This window comes from Microbacterium sp. SORGH_AS_0421, from assembly GCF_030818635.1.
Taxonomy (GTDB): Bacteria; Actinomycetota; Actinomycetes; order Actinomycetales; family Microbacteriaceae; genus Microbacterium.
In genome coordinates, this window is the sequence record NZ_JAUTAO010000001.1 from 901,261 (window position 1) to 916,007 (window position 14,747).

At 69.0% G+C, this 14,747-nt stretch carries 11 protein-coding genes; 2 read left to right on the forward strand and 9 right to left on the reverse strand.

Annotation, left to right across the window (positions count from 1 at the left end):
* Nucleotides 1–2: 2 nt before the first annotated feature.
* The 3 genes from QE416_RS04210 to QE416_RS04220 form a co-directional block, all read right to left on the reverse strand.
* On the reverse strand, nucleotides 3–1,259 hold the full coding sequence (locus QE416_RS04210) for a glycosyltransferase (RefSeq protein WP_373458835.1): 1,257 nt from the start codon (nucleotides 1,257–1,259) through the stop codon (nucleotides 3–5).
* A 196-nt stretch (nucleotides 1,260–1,455) separates the two neighbouring features.
* Complete coding sequence (locus QE416_RS04215; RefSeq protein ID WP_307313758.1) at nucleotides 1,456–3,627, reverse strand: ABC transporter ATP-binding protein; 2,172 nt, start codon at nucleotides 3,625–3,627, stop codon at nucleotides 1,456–1,458.
* A complete protein-coding gene (locus tag QE416_RS04220; RefSeq protein WP_307313760.1) occupies nucleotides 3,624–5,351 on the reverse strand; it encodes an ABC transporter ATP-binding protein in 1,728 nt (575 codons plus the stop codon). The genes QE416_RS04215 and QE416_RS04220 overlap by 4 nt, the downstream gene beginning before the upstream one ends.
* A 160-nt stretch (nucleotides 5,352–5,511) precedes the next feature.
* Here QE416_RS04220 and QE416_RS04225 point away from each other — a divergent pair, with 160 nt between their 5' ends.
* Entirely contained in the window at nucleotides 5,512–6,105 is a 594-nt protein-coding gene (locus tag QE416_RS04225) for a hypothetical protein (protein WP_210076852.1), read from the forward strand.
* A gap of 159 nt (nucleotides 6,106–6,264) precedes the next feature.
* On the opposite strand, the gene QE416_RS04230 is transcribed toward QE416_RS04225, so the two are convergent.
* The 5 genes from QE416_RS04230 to QE416_RS04250 all read right to left on the reverse strand — a co-directional run bounded on the left by QE416_RS04230 (nucleotide 6,265) and on the right by QE416_RS04250 (nucleotide 12,532).
* Nucleotides 6,265–6,702 (reverse strand): heat shock protein transcriptional repressor HspR, encoded by a 438-nt coding sequence (locus tag QE416_RS04230; RefSeq protein ID WP_056224717.1) that lies wholly within the window; start codon nucleotides 6,700–6,702, stop codon nucleotides 6,265–6,267.
* 91 nt (nucleotides 6,703–6,793) lie between these two features.
* Nucleotides 6,794–7,774: a DnaJ C-terminal domain-containing protein gene (locus QE416_RS04235; protein WP_307313764.1), complete on the reverse strand. Its 981-nt coding sequence runs from the start codon at nucleotides 7,772–7,774 to the stop codon at nucleotides 6,794–6,796.
* An 11-nt stretch (nucleotides 7,775–7,785) separates the two neighbouring features.
* Nucleotides 7,786–8,400, reverse strand: coding sequence for a nucleotide exchange factor GrpE (locus tag QE416_RS04240; protein WP_116239535.1), 615 nt, complete (start codon nucleotides 8,398–8,400; stop codon nucleotides 7,786–7,788).
* A gap of 10 nt (nucleotides 8,401–8,410) precedes the next feature.
* Entirely contained in the window at nucleotides 8,411–10,285 is a 1,875-nt protein-coding gene (gene dnaK / locus QE416_RS04245) for a molecular chaperone DnaK (RefSeq protein WP_103207881.1), read from the reverse strand.
* Nucleotides 10,286–10,777: 492 nt separating this feature from the next.
* Nucleotides 10,778–12,532, reverse strand: a complete 1,755-nt coding sequence (locus QE416_RS04250) for a DEAD/DEAH box helicase (protein WP_267788585.1) — start codon at nucleotides 12,530–12,532, stop codon at nucleotides 10,778–10,780.
* A 127-nt stretch (nucleotides 12,533–12,659) separates the two neighbouring features.
* Here QE416_RS04250 and QE416_RS04255 point away from each other — a divergent pair, with 127 nt between their 5' ends.
* Entirely contained in the window at nucleotides 12,660–14,030 is a 1,371-nt protein-coding gene (locus QE416_RS04255; protein WP_210076844.1) for an MFS transporter, read from the forward strand.
* A gap of 107 nt (nucleotides 14,031–14,137) precedes the next feature.
* On the opposite strand, the gene QE416_RS04260 is transcribed toward QE416_RS04255, so the two are convergent.
* Complete coding sequence (locus QE416_RS04260) at nucleotides 14,138–14,659, reverse strand: MarR family winged helix-turn-helix transcriptional regulator (protein ID WP_307313766.1); 522 nt, start codon at nucleotides 14,657–14,659, stop codon at nucleotides 14,138–14,140.
* Nucleotides 14,660–14,747 lie beyond the last annotated feature (88 nt).

Below are 14,747 nucleotides of genomic sequence, written 5' to 3' on the forward strand. Positions count from 1 at the left end.
TGTTACTCCGGCAGCGGTCGACCGCGGTACAGCGCCTCGAAGGTGTCGAGCGTGCGGTTGATGTCGTGCACGGCGACGGCATCGAGGGACGCCTGCTGCATGCGCCTCCGCTCGTCGGGAGCCGCACTGAGCACGTCGGTCAGGCGCGCGGCGAGCTCTTCGGCATTGCCCGGCTCGAAGAGGTAGCCGTTGTCTCCCTCGTGCACGAGGTGCGGGAGGGCCACGGCGTTCGCGGCGACGATCGGCAGGCCGGATGCCATGGCCTCCATCGTGGCGATCGACTGCAGCTCCGCGATCGAGGCGATGGCGAAGACACTGGCCCGTGAGTACAGCGTGCGCAGGTCCTCTTCGGAGGCGTGGCCGTGGAACGTCACCCGCGAGGCGACTCCGAGCTGCTGCGCGAGGGTCTCGAGCTTGGCGCGCTGGTCGCCGCCGCCGACGATGTCGAAGGTGGCATCGAGAGCGGGGTCGAGCTGCGACAACGCCGTCAGCACGACGTCGATGTGCTTCTCGGTCGTCAGCCGTCCGACGAACAGGATGCGGTTGGCGTCGCGCGGCGTGAAGTCGGGCCGGTAGTTGGAGCGGTCGATACCGCACGAGATGGGGATGACGCCCGAGATGTCGATCGTCGACTCGAGGAAGTCGGCCGCCTTGCGGGTGGGGGTCGTCACCGCACGCGTCATCTTGAACGTGCGCTCCGCGTCGGCCCAGGCCAGCTTCACGAAGAGGCGGTCGAGCGCGTCGGGCAGGGTCGTGAAATCGAGGATGTTCTCGGCCATCACGTGGTTCGTCGCGATCACCGGGATGCCGCGCTTGCGCGCCTCGCGGGCGAGACCGCGACCGATGATGATGTGCGACTGGATGTGCACGACATCGGGCTTGATCTCGTCGAGCAGGATGCGGGCGTAGTGCTTCGCGCGCCACGGAAACACGAAGGTGAGCCAGTCGTGCGGCAGGAAACGGTGAGAGGGCAGCCGGTGCACCGTCATCGGCTGGTCTTCGATGACCTCTGTGCCGGTGCCGACCTTGCCGTGCTGCGCGCTGGGGGCCGCGACGTGCACCTCGTGTCCGCGGGCGACGAGACCCGCCGCGAGACGTTCGGCGAAGCGGGCGGCACCGTTGACGTGCGGGAGGAAGGTGTCGGCGCCGATGAGGATCCGCAGCGGCCGATCGGGGGTCGGCACCGCTTCGGGCGCGGTCGAGGAGTCGGTCGACGCGGCGGGCGCGGGAGGATCGGCGGGCGTCGCAGGAGTGGTCACGAGGGGTGAGGCCTATCTATGCGGCGGTCGTGGCGAGGGGAAGGTGCATGCGCTTCCCCACTGTACCCGAGCGAATTTCGGGGGCCCCGGGCCACTTCACGGGTGGCGCCGATGGTCCCCCGGATCCCGGACGGACGACGAAGCCCGCCCGGCGCGGAACCGAGCGGGCTTCGAGAGCTGACGCGAAGCGGTGACGTCACTCGTCGGGTCGGGGCTCGGAGGCGGGAATGCCCTGCGCCGGACGCGGCGGACCATCGGTGCCCGCCGCGGCGGGGACCTCGGATGCCGCCACCGCCATCGCCGAGACCACCACGGCGTCATCCGTCGCCGGTGAGCGCTGCGGGTCGCCGTCGCGCTGCCCCTCCGCCGAGACCGGGTCGAGGTCGGTCGTGGCCTGTTCGAACTGCGAACGGTAGAGGCGGTAGTACGCCCCCTCGAGCGCGATGAGCTCGTCGTGCGTGCCCTTCTCGACGATGTCGCCGTGCTCCATTACCAGGATGAGGTCCGCATCGCGGATCGTCGACAGGCGGTGCGCGATCACGAACGACGTCCGCCCCTGGCGCAGCGCGGCCATCGCCTGCTGCAGCAGCAGCTCGGTGCGGGTGTCCACCGACGAGGTCGCCTCGTCGAGGATCAGCACCGACGGGCGCGCGACGAACGCCCGCGCGATCGTGATGAGCTGCTTCTCGCCCGCCGAGACGTTGGCTGCGTCCTCGTCGAGCACGGTGTCGTACCCCTCGGGGAGCGAGTGCACGAACTGGTCGACGCGGGTCGCCACGGCGGCCTCGATGATCTCGTCGTCGGTGGCGCTCTCGCGGCCGTAGCGGATGTTGTCGCGGATCGATCCGGCGAAGAGCCAGGGATCCTGCAGCACCATGCCCGTACGCGAACGCACGTCGTCGCGTCGGAGCTCGGCGATGTCCTGCCCGTCGAGCAGGATGCGCCCGCCGTCGAGCTCGTAGAACCGCATGATGAGGTTCACCAGAGTGGTCTTGCCCGCACCGGTCGGGCCGACGATCGCCACGGTCTGCCCGGGCTCCACCCGGAACGACAGGTCGGTGATCAGCGGCCGCTCCGGCGTATACGAGAACCGGACGTTCTGGAACTCGATGACACCGCGTCCGTCGACGTGGGTCGGGGCGTCCGCGGCGTCGGGGTCCTGCTCCTCGGCGTCGAGAAGCGCGAAGACGCGCTCGGCCGAGGCGGTGCCCGATTGCACGACCGCTGCCATTCCGCCCAGCTGCGACAACGGCTGCGTGAACTGCTGCGAGTACTGGATGAAGGCCTGCACGTCACCGAGGCGGATCTGCCCGCCGGCCACCATCAGTCCGCCGAGCACGGCGATGCCGACGTAGGTGAGGTTTCCGACGAACATCATGCCCGGCATGATCATGCCCGAGAGGAACTGCGCCGTGAAGCTCGCCCGGTACAGCTCCTCGTTCTCGGCCTCGAACTTCTCGCGCGCGTCCTTCTCGCGGCCGTAGACCTTCACGAGGGCGTGACCCGAGAAGGACTCCTCGACGCGGGCGTTCAGGCGACCGACCTTCTTCCACTGCTCGCCGAAGGCCTTCTGCGACTTCGGCCCGATGACGCCGAAGATGACCGCCATGAGCGGCAGCGAGACGAGGGCGACGAGCGCGAGCTGCCACGAGATCGTGAACATCATGATGAGCACGCCCACAACGGTCAGCACCGAGGTCAGGGCGCTCGAGAGCGACTGCTGCATCGTCTGCGTGATGTTGTCGATGTCGTTGGTCACGCGGGAGATGAGTTCTCCGCGCTGGACCCGGTCGAAGTACGACAGCGGCAGGCGGTTGATCTTCGCCTCGACGTCTTCGCGCAGGCGCCACATGGTGCGCACCATGATGACGTTGATCACGTAGCCCTGGATCCACGACAGCAGCGACGAGCCGACGTAGATCGCGAGCACCGTCACGATGACGCGTCGGAGCGCGTCGAAATCGACCCCGGCCCCCACGGAGAAGTCGTCCATCGCGCCGACGATGTTGGCGATGTCGTTCTGACCGGCGGAGCGCAGTGCGTCGACGACCTCGACCTGCGAGGTGCCGGCGGCGAACTGCTGGGCGAGGCCCTTCGAGACGACGCCTTCGAAGATGATGTTCGTCGCATCCCCCAGCACGCGCGGTGCGAGCACCGCGAGGACGACGCCGAGGGCGCCGAGGATCGATACGAAGATGAAGGCCGCGGCGTGCGGCCGCAGAAGCCCGACGAGGCGGCGGAAGCTGGGGCCGAAGTTCGAGGCCTTCCCGGGCGCGACGCTGTCCCAGCTGCCGGAGTTCAGTCGCGCCTGTTCGGCGAGTTCTGCCTCGGCGCGCTCTTCTTCGGTGAGGGTGTCGGGAGTGCTCATGCCTCGACCCCCAGCTGCGACTCGACGATCTCGCGGTAGGTGGCGCTCGTGGCGAGCAGCTCGTCGTGCGTGCCGAGACCGGCCATGCGACCGTCTTCGAGCACCACGATGCGGTCGGCGCCCGTGATGGTCGACACGCGCTGCGCCACGACGATCTTGGTCACCTCGGGCAGCTCTTTCCACAGCGCTTGTCGCAATCGAGCGTCGGTGCTGAGGTCGAGTGCCGAGAACGAGTCGTCGAACACCAGCACCGCGGGGCGGTGCACGATGGCTCGCGCGATCGCGAGGCGTTGGCGCTGACCGCCCGACACGTTCGTCCCGCCCTGTGCGATGCGCCCCTCGAGCCGGCCCTCCATCGCCTCGACGAAGTCACGACCCTGAGCGATGTCGAGGGCATGCCAGAGCTCGTCGTCGGTGGCCTCTTCACGCCCGAACCGCAGGTTCGAGGCGACCGTGCCGCTGAAAAGGAAGGGCCGCTGCGGCACGAGCCCGATGCTCTTCCACAGCACGTCGAGATCGGCCTGTCGAACGTCGACACCGCCGACGCGCACGGCACCCGACGTGACGTCGAACAGGCGTGGGATGAGCGAGACGAGTGTCGTCTTGCCCGCACCGGTGGAGCCGACGATCGCGACGGTCTCGCCGGGTCGGGCCGTGAAGCTGATCCCCGAGACGACGGGAGACTCCGCGCCCGGGTAGGCGAAGGCGACGTCGTCGAACACGATCGCGCCGGGTTCGGGCAGTCGCTCGACGGGATTCGCCGGACGCTCGAGCGTCGAACGACTGTCGAGCACCTCGCCGATGCGCTCGGCCGAGACGGCGGCGCGCGGGATCATGACGGTCATGAAGCTCGCCATGAGCACCCCGCCGAGGATCTGCGCCACGTACTGGATGAAGGCGAACAGCGTTCCGATCTCGACCCCTCCGGCGTCGACCTGGATGCCGCCGAACCAGATGACGCCGACCACCGTGACGTTGAGGACGAGCATCGCCAGAGGAAAGAGCAGCACGAACAGGGATCCGACCTTGCGGCCGACCACGAGGATGTCGGTGTTGGCCTCGCGGAAGCGTTCTTCTTCGATGCGCTCACGGACGAAGGCCCGCACGACGCGAACTCCCGTGAGCTGTTCGCGCATGACGCGGTTCACCGCGTCGAGCTTGGTCTGGTAGCTGCGGAACAGCGGGACCATGCGCGCGATGATGAGCCCGGCCGCCACGAGCAGCGCGGGCACCGCCACGGCGATCAGCCAGCTGAGACCGACGTCTTGCTGCAGGGCCATGACGATGCCGCCGATGGCGAGCAGCGGGGCGCTGACGAGCATGGTCGCGCCCATCATCGCCAGCATCTGCACCTGCTGGACGTCGTTGGTGTTGCGCGTGATGAGAGAGCCCGCGCCGAACTGCGACAGCTCGCGCTCGGAGAAGCCGCTCACGCGCTCGAACACATCGAGGCGGATGTCACGGCCCGCGGCCATCGCGGCCCGCGCGGCGAAGTAGGTGGCGATCACGGATGCCACGATCTGCCCGAGCGAGATCACGAGCATGAGCCCGCCCTGCGACCAGATGAAGCCCGTGTCACCGCGCGCGACGCCGAGGTTGATGATGTCGGCGTTCAGGCGCGGGAGATAGAGCGTCGCGATCGCGGACGCCGCCTGGAACACCAGGATGGCGACCAGCAACCAGCGATAACGCGAGAGATAGCGGATGAGAAGTTTGCCGAGCACGAAGCCCTCCGAAGAGATCGACGCGGTCGCCATGACCGCTGGACCCAGACTGGCACCGACCTCCGACAACGGCCACCCGCTCCGGTGTGGGGGCGTTCTCCCGCCGCGAACGCCGGAAGTCGGCATCCCGCTCCCCGGCGCCGGATCGTAGGCTGATCGCATGTCCCGACTGCAGGCCGACGCCCCCGCCGACCTCTGGGTGCCCGTGACGGGTTCGCTCGGCTTCCGCGGCCGCCGCCACCGGAAGGCCGCGATCGGCATGCTGCTGAGCCAGGCCAATCAGGCCGCCGGCGCCGCTCCGAAGCCGGGCGGCGGTGCGTTCGCCTGGATCCTGAGCCAGGCGGCGCCCCTTCTCATGCGCCGCGCGGCCGGGCGCGTGCTCGTCTGGGTCTGGAAGAGCGACCCCGAGCTGCTCGTCGTGATGGCGCAGCTGCAAGAGGCCACGCCCCAGCTGCGAACGGCGCGCGCGATGATGCCGATGGAGTACGACGACACCGAGTCGTTCCGAAACCCCCATCTCGGTGTGGGCGAGAAGCTCGCGATGCCGCTCCCGAGCGATCCGAAGACGCCGCCGTTCGCCACCTACACGTGGGACACGGGTTCGCACTTCGTCACCGTGACGGCCGTGTGCTCGGATCGCGAGCGTTTCGGCACGGTCATCGCGTCGGTCGACGAGGTGGCGCGCACGATCCGGGTGGTCGACGACATGAAGCTCGGCGAGTCGCCCACGGTCCTGCGACTCGACCCGGCCTGACCCGGGGAACCGTCCGGAGAACGGGCGTCGCGTTCGACACGGGGAGATCTCGGCGGAACCGCCCTGTTACCGAGGCGCACCCCTGTGTCGTCGTACCGACCGAGCAAGACGGGTGTTATCGGCCGACAGCTCGGGAGAGACCGAGAAGAAGACGGCGCGTCAGTCGCCGTGCATGTCGCGCGGCCGCCACAGCACGATGTCGGTGGCGCGGCGCACGCGGGCTCCGTGGCGGAGGGTCACGACCGATCCGGTCGCCCCGGCCGCGAAGACACGGGCCCCGGGGCGGGACTGCCGCTCGATCGTGAGCTGACGTTCGAGGTCGTTCACACGGCGGGCGAGCTCGTGCACCCGCTCCTCGAGGGCGAGCAGGCGGGCGATGGCCGGCAGGCTCATGCCCTCGCCCGAGAGCCGTGCGACTTCGCGCAACTGCTGCACGTGGCGGCTCGAGTACCGCCGTGACCCGCCCTGTGTGCGCGCGGGCACGACGAGACCGAGCCGGTCGTACTGCCGCAGGGTCTGCGGGTGCATGTTCGACAGCTCGGCGGCGGCGGCGATGGCGAAGATCGGAGCGTCTTCGTCGATCTCTCTCTCGGACACGTCTTCACCTCTTTCGTCGTGCCGGGTGCGGTGCCGGGTTCTCGGCATCCTGTCGTATCGGATGCCGAGAACCTCGGCGACGCGCGCGGTGTTATCGCGCCTTGGCCATCAGGTCGGCGCGGGGGTTCTCTTTGGGCTCGAGCTCGTGGAACCGCTCGAGGGCTTCGCGAGCGGCGTCGTCGAGATGAGTGGGAACCGCGACCTGGACCTCGGCGAGCAGGTCGCCGGAGCCCTTCGTGGTCTCGATCCCGCGTCCCTTGACGCGCAGCACGCGGCCGGACGGCGTTCCGGGGGCGACGCGCAGGCGGACGGGGTCGCCCCCCAGCGTCGGCACCTCGATGGTCGCGCCCAGCGCCGCCTCGGTGAAGGTGACCGGCACGGTGAGGCGGAGGTTGAGTCCGTCCCTCGTGAACACCGGGTGCGGACGCACCGCGACGGTCACGACGATGTCGCCGCTCTCGCCGCCGTCGGGCGACTTGCGCCCCCGTCCGCGCAGACGGATCTTCTGCCCGTCCGAGACGCCCGCCGGGATCTTCACTTTGAACGGCACGTTGTCTTCACCCGCGAGGGTGATGGTCTCGCCCTTGGCCGCGGTGACGAAGTCGAGCGTCGTCCGCGCGGTGACGTCGGCGCCCTTCTGCGGGCCGCCGAAGCCGCGGAACCCTCCGGTCGTCTGACCGAACCGGCCGGAGCCGAAGCCGCCGCCCTGCTGGTCGAACATGGTGAAGAAGTCGTCGAAGCCGCCCGACGGCGCCTGGCGCCCCTGGCCGAAGCGGCTGAAGACGTCGTCGAAGCCGCCCCCGCCCCCGGCCCCGGGAGCCGAGAAGCGCGCCCCCGAGCCCATGGCCCGGATCTGGTCGTACTCCTCGCGCTGCTCGGGGTCGTTGAGCACCGAGTAGGCCTCGCTGATCTCTTTGAACTTCGCCTCGGCCTTCGCGTCTCCCGGGTTCGAGTCGGGGTGGTACTGGCGCGCGAGCTTGCGGTACGTCTTCTTCAGATCGGCAGCGCTGACGCTCTTGTCGACACCGAGGACCTTGTAGAAGTCCTTGTCGAACCAGTCCTGACTCGCCATTCGTCCTCCTCCTAGGCCGGCACGGCGACGACGACCTTCGCCGGTCGCAGTTCGACCGAACCGAGGCGGTAGCCGACCTCGACGACCTCGAGGATCGTCGTCTCGGTCACGCCCGGAGTCGGGGCCTGGAAGATCGCCTCGTGCTGCTGCGGGTCGAACACGTCGCCGACGGCGCCGTACGAGACCACGCCGAGGCGCTCGGCCACGGCCCGCACCTTGTCACCGATGGCCGCGAGCGGGGTGCCCTCGACCAGATCGCCGTGCTTGGCGGCGCGGTCGAGGTCGTCCATGACGGGTAGCAGGCCCTTCACGGCCTCACCCTTGGCGCGCTCGATCTCGCGCTCGCGCTGCTCCTCGGTGCGCCGACGGTAGTTGGCGTACTCGGCCTGCAGGCGCTTGAGGTCGATCAGCAGCGAGGCCTCCTTGTCGGAGGAAGCCCCCTCTGCGGCGGCCTCGGGCGTCTGCTCGGCCCCGAGGATGTCGTCGATGGTCAGGCCCTCGGCATCCGGTTCCTGCGTCTCGGACTGCTCGCCCGACGGCGCGGGGCCGGAGGTGTTCTCCTCCGGCCCCGTCTCGTCAGGACCGGCGCCCGAGCCCGTGGGCTGTTCGTCGTCCTTGTGTGCCATGTTCTATCGCTTACTTCTTGTTCTCGTCGGTCGGCTCGTCGTCGACGACCTCGGCGTCGATGACGTCCTCCTCGGGGTTCGGCGTCTCACCGTTGCCGGGCTGGCCCACGTTGGGGTCGGCCTGCTCGCCCGCGGCCTGCGAGGAGGCGTAGATGGCCTCGCCGAGCTTGCCCTGGCTGGCGTTCAGCTTGTCGAACGCGGTCTTGACCGCGTCGTCGTCGTCGCCGGCAAGAGCCGTCTTGAGTGCGTCGACATCGCCCTGCACCTCGGTCTTGACCTCGGCGGGGAGCTTGTCCTCGTTCTCCTTGATCAGCTTCTCGATCGAGTACGACAGGGTCTCGGCCTGGTTGCGGGTCTCGGCGGACTCGCGGCGCTTCTTGTCGTCGGCCGCGTTCTCTTCGGCCTCGCGCACCATGCGCTCGATGTCTTCCTTCGGCAGCGACGAACCGCCGGTGATGGTCATCGACTGCTCCTTGCCGGTGCCCTTGTCCTTCGCTGAGACGTGCACGATGCCGTTCGCGTCGATGTCGAAGGTGACCTCCACCTGCGGGATGCCGCGGGGGGCCGGGGCGATGCCGGTGAGCTCGAAGGTACCGAGCGGCTTGTTGTCGCGGGTGAACTCGCGCTCGCCCTGGAAGACCTGGATCGCGACCGACGGCTGGTTGTCGTCGGCGGTGGTGAAGGTCTCGCTGCGCTTGGTCGGGATGGCCGTGTTGCGCTCGATGAGCTTGGTCATGATGCCGCCCTTGGTCTCGATGCCGAGGCTCAGGGGGGTGACGTCGATGAGCAGGACGTCCTTGCGCTCGCCCTTGAGGACACCGGCCTGCAGGGCTGCACCCACGGCCACGACCTCGTCGGGGTTCACGCCCTTGTTGGCATCCTTGCCCGTCTCCTTCTTGACGAGCTCGGCGACCGCGGGCATGCGGGTCGAGCCGCCGACGAGCACCACGTGGGCGATGTCGTCGACCTTGACGCCGGCCTCGCGGATGACGTCGGAGAAGGGCTTGCGGGTGCGGTCGAGGAGGTCCTTGGTGAGGTCCTCGAACTTCGCGCGGGTGAGCGTCTCGCTGAGCGAGACGGGGCCCGAGTCGGTGAGCGACAGGTACGGCAGGTTGATGCTGGTCGAGGTCGAGCTCGACAGCTCCTTCTTGGCCTGCTCGGCCGCTTCCTTCAGACGCTGCAGGGCGATCTTGTCACCCGAGACGTCGACGCCGGTCGTGTCCTTGAACTGCTTGATGAGGTAGTCGACGACGCGCTGGTCCCAGTCGTCTCCACCGAGGCGGTTGTCGCCCGAGGTGGCGCGCACCTGGATGGTCGAGAAGTCGTCATCCTTGCCCACTTCGAGCAGCGAGACGTCGAAGGTTCCACCACCGAGGTCGAAGACCAGGATGAGCTCGTCTTCCTTACCCTTGTCGAGGCCGTACGCGAGGGCTGCCGCGGTGGGCTCGTTGATGATGCGCAGCACGTTGAGGCCCGCGATCTCACCCGCCTCTTTGGTGGCCTGACGCTCGGCGTCGTTGAAGTACGCGGGCACCGTGATGACGGCGTCGGTCACGCTGTCACCGAGGTACTCCTCGGCGTCGCGCTTGAGCTTCTGGAGGATACGGGCCGAGATCTCCTGCGGCGTCCACTTCTTGCCGTCGACGTCGAAGGTCCAGGTGGTGCCCATGTGGCGCTTCACGCTGGAGATGGTGCGGTCGACGTTGGTGACGGCCTGGCGCTTGGCGGTCTCGCCGACGAGCACCTCGCCATCCTTCGTGTAAGCGACGACCGAGGGGGTCGTGCGGAAACCCTCGGCGTTGGCGATGACCTTGGGCTCGCCACCCTCGAGCACGCTCACGACGGAGTTGGTCGTACCGAGGTCGATTCCCACTGCACGGGGCATATGTGTCTCCTTGCTTGTGAGCACGGCCGTTGCCGCACTCGGGGTTCTGGATGAAAGTCTCTGCGCGGGTTGAGCCGCGATGACTCAAGGCTAACGCACGCCCTCCGGGTCGTCAAGAAGAGTTGATATGAATTGGCTCAACTTCCGGATGCCGTACCACCCGGCGCGCTGTGCGCTCCGCGTTCCGCGGCCGCGGGGCACCGGCATCCCGAGCGCCCGTGTCTCGATGCGTGCAGGCCGTGTGCCGAAACGGTGGCGCGGACGGCGCTCGAGTGGGACACGGTCCACGCCGAGCACCCGGTCTCCCGGCCCCCCTGTCCCCTTCTGCGCAGACCATGTCCCGAAATGGGCTCTCTGCCAGGCCCCAGCCAGCACGAAGTGGGACATGGCCCGGTTCGCGACGGGGCGCGCACGTCGCGGGGGTCGCTGGCCCGAAGACGACGACGCCCCCGCCACCGGAAGGTAGCGGGGGCGTCGAACGGATGCCGGGGCTCAGTCGCGGTCGCGGTCGCGGCGCTGGGGACGGTCGCTGCGCTTGGCGGAGCGCCCGCCCTGGTCGAGGCGCAGGTCGATCAGCTGACCCGAGATCCGCGTGTCGGCGAGGCGGCCGATCGTGTCGCTCGACAGGTCGGCGGGGAGCTCGACGAGCGAGAAGTCCTGGCGGATCTGGATCGCGCCGAAGTCGCCCCGGCGCAGACCCCCCTCGTTCGCGAGGGCGCCGACGATCTGACGCGGCTCGACGCGCTGACGACGACCGACCGCGATGCGGTAGGTCGCGAAGCGGCCGGAGGTGTCGCGGCGCGGGCCGCCGTCACGCGAACCGCCGTCACGCGAACCGCCCTCGCGCGCGGGCCGGTCGTTGTCGAAACGCTGCTGACGGAAGGCTTCGGCCTCGAGCAGCAGCGGGGTGTCGCCCTGGGCGACCACGGCGAGAGCTGCGGCCACGTCGGCCTCGGGCACGTCGTGGTGAGCGACGTAGTGGGCCACGACGTCGCGGAACGTCGCGATGGCCGCGGTGTCCTCGAGGGCGGTGGTGATCGCGTCGTCGAAACGGGTCAGGCGCGTGGCGTTGACGTCGTCGACGCTCGGCAGCGACATCTCGGTCAGCGGCTGGCGCGTGGCCTTCTCGATCGCGGTGAGCATGCGGCGCTCGCGCGGGGTGACGAAGCTGATCGCGTCACCGGTACGACCGGCGCGACCGGTGCGGCCGATGCGGTGCACGTACGACTCGGTGTCGATCGGAAGGTCGTAGTTGACGACGTGGCTGATGCGGTCGACGTCGAGGCCGCGGGCGGCGACGTCGGTGGCGACGAGGATGTCGAGCTTGCCCGACTTCAGCTGGTTGACCGTGCGCTCGCGCTGCACCTGGGCGACGTCGCCGTTGATGGCGGCGGCGGTGTAGCCGCGGGCGCGCAGCTTCTCGGCGACCGTCTCGGTCTCGTTCTTCGTGCGGGTGAAGACGATCATGCCCTCGAAGTTCTCGACCTCGAGGATGCGCGTGAGGGCGTCGATCTTCTGCTGGTACGAGACGATCAGGTAACGCTGCGTGATGTTCGTCGAGGTCGCGGTCTTGGTCTTGACCGTGATCTCTTCGGGATCGTTGAGGTACTGCGCCGAGATGCGACGGATCTGCGCCGGCATGGTCGCCGAGAACAGCGCGACCTGCTTGGTCGAGGGCGTGTCGGCGAGGATCGTCTCGACGTCTTCGGCGAAGCCCATCTTGAGCATCTCGTCGGCCTCGTCGAGCACGAGGTACTTCAGCTCGCTCAGGTCGAGGGTGCCCTTGTCGAGGTGGTCCATGATGCGACCGGGGGTGCCCACGACGATGTCGACGCCGCGGCGCAGGGCCGACAGCTGCTGGCCGTAGCCCTGACCGCCGTAGACGGGGAGCACCGAGACGCCCTTGATGTGGGCGGCGTACTTCTCGAACGCCTCGCACACCTGCAGGGCCAGCTCACGGGTGGGAGCGAGCACGAGAGCCTGCGGGTTCTTGTGGCCGGTCTCCATCTGCGACAGCACCGGCAGCGCGAAGGCAGCGGTCTTGCCCGTTCCGGTCTGGGCGAGGCCGACGACGTCGCGACCCTGCAGCAGGACCGGGATCGTGGCCGCCTGGATCGCGGAGGGGGTCTCGTACCCGACGTCCTTCAGGGCCTTGAGCACAGCGGCATCCAGTCCCAGATCGGCGAAGGTGAGCTTTTCGGGGGTGGTCTCCGCCTCAGCGGAGTCGACGGGGGTTTCGGATGCCATGACTCCACGGTAGTCTCCTCCGCGCCCACGCGCGGGCCGGGGTCTAACCTGAACGCGCACGTCGACGACGGCGTGGCCTGATCCCGGCCTTACCGGGTGTTCACCGAAGGGCCCTACCGTGACCCCCATGCCTCCCCCCGCCGCCACCCCGACCGACGTCTCCGCACGCCGTCCCGTGCTCGCCTGGGCCCTGTGGGACTGGGGCTCCGCGGCCTTCAACGCCGTGGTCACGACCTTCGTCTTCAGCACCTATCTGGCGAGCCAGCTCTTCGTGGACCCCGCGATCGTGGCCGCCGCGGACGGCAACGACAAAGACCCCGCCCTCGTGCGCGCCCTCGCCGACAACGCCACCCTCGTCGGCGTCGCCCTGATGATCGCCGGGATCGTGGTGGCGCTCGTGGCCCCCGTCCTGGGCCAGAGATCCGACGGCACCGGCCGTCGCAAGCTCTGGCTCGGCATCAACACCGGACTCGTGGTGATCGCGATGGCGGCGATGGTGTTCGTCGAGGGCACTCCGCACTTCCTCGTGCTGGGGGCCGCTCTCATCGCGGTCGGCAACGTCTTCTTCGAGTTCGCGAGCGTCAACTACTACGCGATGCTCACCCAGGTCTCGACCCGCGAGAACATCGGCCGCGTCTCCGGCTTCGGGTGGGGCATGGGCTACGTCGGCGGCATCGTGCTGCTGATCCTGCTGCTCGTGCTGTTCATCCAGAGCTTCGGGGATCCGGATGCCGGTGGGCTCCTCGCCGTGACCAAGGACGGCGGTTGGAACATCCGCCTGGCGGTGGTGGCATCCGCCCTCTGGTACGCCGTCTTCGCGATTCCGGTGCTGCTGCGCGTACCCGAGATCCCGGCCCGCGAGCGCCGGGTGAAGGTCAGCTTCTTCCGCTCCTACGTTCTGCTGTGGGCCACGCTGCGATCACTGTGGCGCGACAGCCGACAGGTCCTGGTGTTCCTCGTCGCCAGCGCGGTGTTCCGCGACGGGCTGACGGGCGTCTTCACCTTCGGGGCGATCATCGCCGCGCAGGTCTTCGGCTTCAGCTCGACGCAGGTGCTCTACTTCGCCGTCGCGGCGAACGTCGTCGCCGGCATCAGCACCTTCGCGGCCGGACGCCTGGACGACCGGTTCGGGCCCAAGCGCGTCATCATGGCCTCGCTCATCGGACTCATCGTGCTCGGCAGCGCGGTGCTGTTCATCGGCACCTCGCAGACCGCGTTCTGGATCGTGGGCCTCGGCCTGTGCGCCTTCGTCGGTCCGGTGCAGTCGGCGAGCAGGTCGTTCCTCGCGCGCGTCGCCCCCGAGGGGCGCGAGGGCGAGATCTTCGGCCTCTACGCCACGACCGGTCGCGCCGTGTCGTTCCTCGCCCCGGGCCTGTTCGCGCTGTTCGTCGGGCTGACGGGCGACACGCGCCTCGGCATCCTGGGCATCGTGCTGATCCTCGGCGCGGGGCTGCTGCTGCTGATCCCGGTGAAGGCGAAGCCCGCCGTCATCGCCTGACACGCGCCGGCACGGAGCTCCGCCAGATCACACGGTGCGCGTGGTCCCGGTCGGGTGATCTCGCGCGGACCGCGTGATCCATCGTCGAGAATCCGGATGCCGCGACCTCAGTCGCGGGGCCAGGAATCGGCGAACTTCGCCAAGAGGCGGGCGAACTCCACGCGCTCGGCGTCGCTGAAGGACTCGAGTGCGGAGCGCACGGCATCCCGCCTTCGTCCCCGGAAACCCGACACGAGCCTCTCGCCCTCGGGAGTGAGGCGCACGCGCGTGCGACGAGCGTCGTCGGGGTCGGGCTCGCGCGCGACCAGCCCCATCTGCGCGGCCTGTTGCACGAGGCGCGAAGCGCGCGGCTGGTCGACGCCGACGGCCTCGCCGATCTCGCTGACCGAGAGCGAACCGGATGCCGCTACCAGGGCGTCGAGCATGCGCAGGCGCGCCGGCCCGCCGAAGCGTCCGTGCGAGGGATCGGCGGCCCACGGCGGAGCGCCGCGGCCCCAGGGCCCGCCGTGCCCGCCACCGTGGTCGCCGTGCGGGTGGTGGTGCGCCTCGGCCGGGAACGGCGGCCTCGGGCGTCGTCCGCGCAGGCGCCCGAGGGCGGCGGCGATCTCGTCGGCGGGGTCGGTGGCCATGCGGAAATTTTACATGTCTCTTGACAAGCATCGGGAATGCATGTCACAGTACATTCGTTGTCACATGACATGCAATGGCGGATCGACC

Excerpts from the sequence above, each read along its gene's own strand:
- QE416_RS04255 (WP_210076844.1), top strand. The coding sequence starts at position 12,660 with ATGCCTCCCCCCGCCGCCACCCCGACCGACGTCTCCGCACGCCGTCCC.
- dnaK (WP_103207881.1), bottom strand. The coding sequence starts at position 10,285 with ATGCCCCGTGCAGTGGGAATCGACCTCGGTACGACCAACTCCGTCGTG.
- QE416_RS04250 (WP_267788585.1), bottom strand. The coding sequence starts at position 12,532 with ATGGCATCCGAAACCCCCGTCGACTCCGCTGAGGCGGAGACCACCCCC.
- QE416_RS04225 (WP_210076852.1), top strand. The coding sequence starts at position 5,512 with ATGTCCCGACTGCAGGCCGACGCCCCCGCCGACCTCTGGGTGCCCGTG.
- QE416_RS04215 (WP_307313758.1), bottom strand. The coding sequence starts at position 3,627 with ATGAGCACTCCCGACACCCTCACCGAAGAAGAGCGCGCCGAGGCAGAA.
- QE416_RS04260 (WP_307313766.1), bottom strand. The coding sequence starts at position 14,659 with ATGGCCACCGACCCCGCCGACGAGATCGCCGCCGCCCTCGGGCGCCTG.
- QE416_RS04235 (WP_307313764.1), bottom strand. The coding sequence starts at position 7,774 with ATGGCGAGTCAGGACTGGTTCGACAAGGACTTCTACAAGGTCCTCGGT.
- QE416_RS04240 (WP_116239535.1), bottom strand. The coding sequence starts at position 8,400 with ATGGCACACAAGGACGACGAACAGCCCACGGGCTCGGGCGCCGGTCCT.